At 47.1% G+C, this 631-nt stretch carries 1 protein-coding gene and 1 pseudogene; both read left to right on the plus strand.

Annotated elements, in window-relative coordinates:
- Positions 1-248: pseudogene (locus R7R24_RS27940) on the plus strand (band-7 C-terminal domain-containing protein); the annotation flags it as partial.
- A 9-nt stretch (positions 249-257) separates the two neighbouring features.
- The coding region (locus tag R7R24_RS27945; protein ID WP_318120331.1) for an NfeD family protein at positions 258-631 on the plus strand (374 nt) is incomplete at its 3' end.

Consider the following 631-nt stretch of genomic DNA (forward strand, 5'->3'; position numbering starts at 1 on the left):
TCCATGCTGAAGCGCGTGAGCGTGCTGCTCAAGCGGAAGCAAAAGCGACTTACATGGTTTCCGAAGCCATCGCAAAAGGCGATATGCAAGCCGTTAATTACTTCATCGCGCAAGGCTACACAGAAGCTCTCAAGAGTATTGGTCAAGCTGAAAACGGAAAAATCATTATGCTACCTTTGGAAGCAACCGGACTCATGGGCTCTGTTGCGGGCATCGCAGAAATGTTTAAACAACAAAATAAAGATTAGGACCCAGTTATGGACTTGTTCAACCTGCTTGATGGCATAACATTTTGGCACTGGCTTGCATTCGGCTTTGTGCTGCTTGCCGTTGAGCTACTTGGTACAGCGGGTTACTTTCTGTGGTTGGGGTTATCGGCGTTATTAGTGGGAGCGTTATTGGCAGTGCTCCCTTTCGGCTGGCAACTTCAATGGTTATCTTTCGCGACTTTCAGTTTGCTGACAACTTGGTTATGGTGGCGACGCCAGTGGTCAAGAGACAAACAAGATGATCAAACAAGAGATCTCAACCAAAAGTACAAGCAGTTGATTGGCCGCAGCGTGATACTTGAGGAAGATTTTTCAATTGGGTTAAACAGAATTCGCATCGCCGATACCACCTGGTCTGCACA

It is taken from the genome of Vibrio sp. 704 (assembly GCF_033339295.1).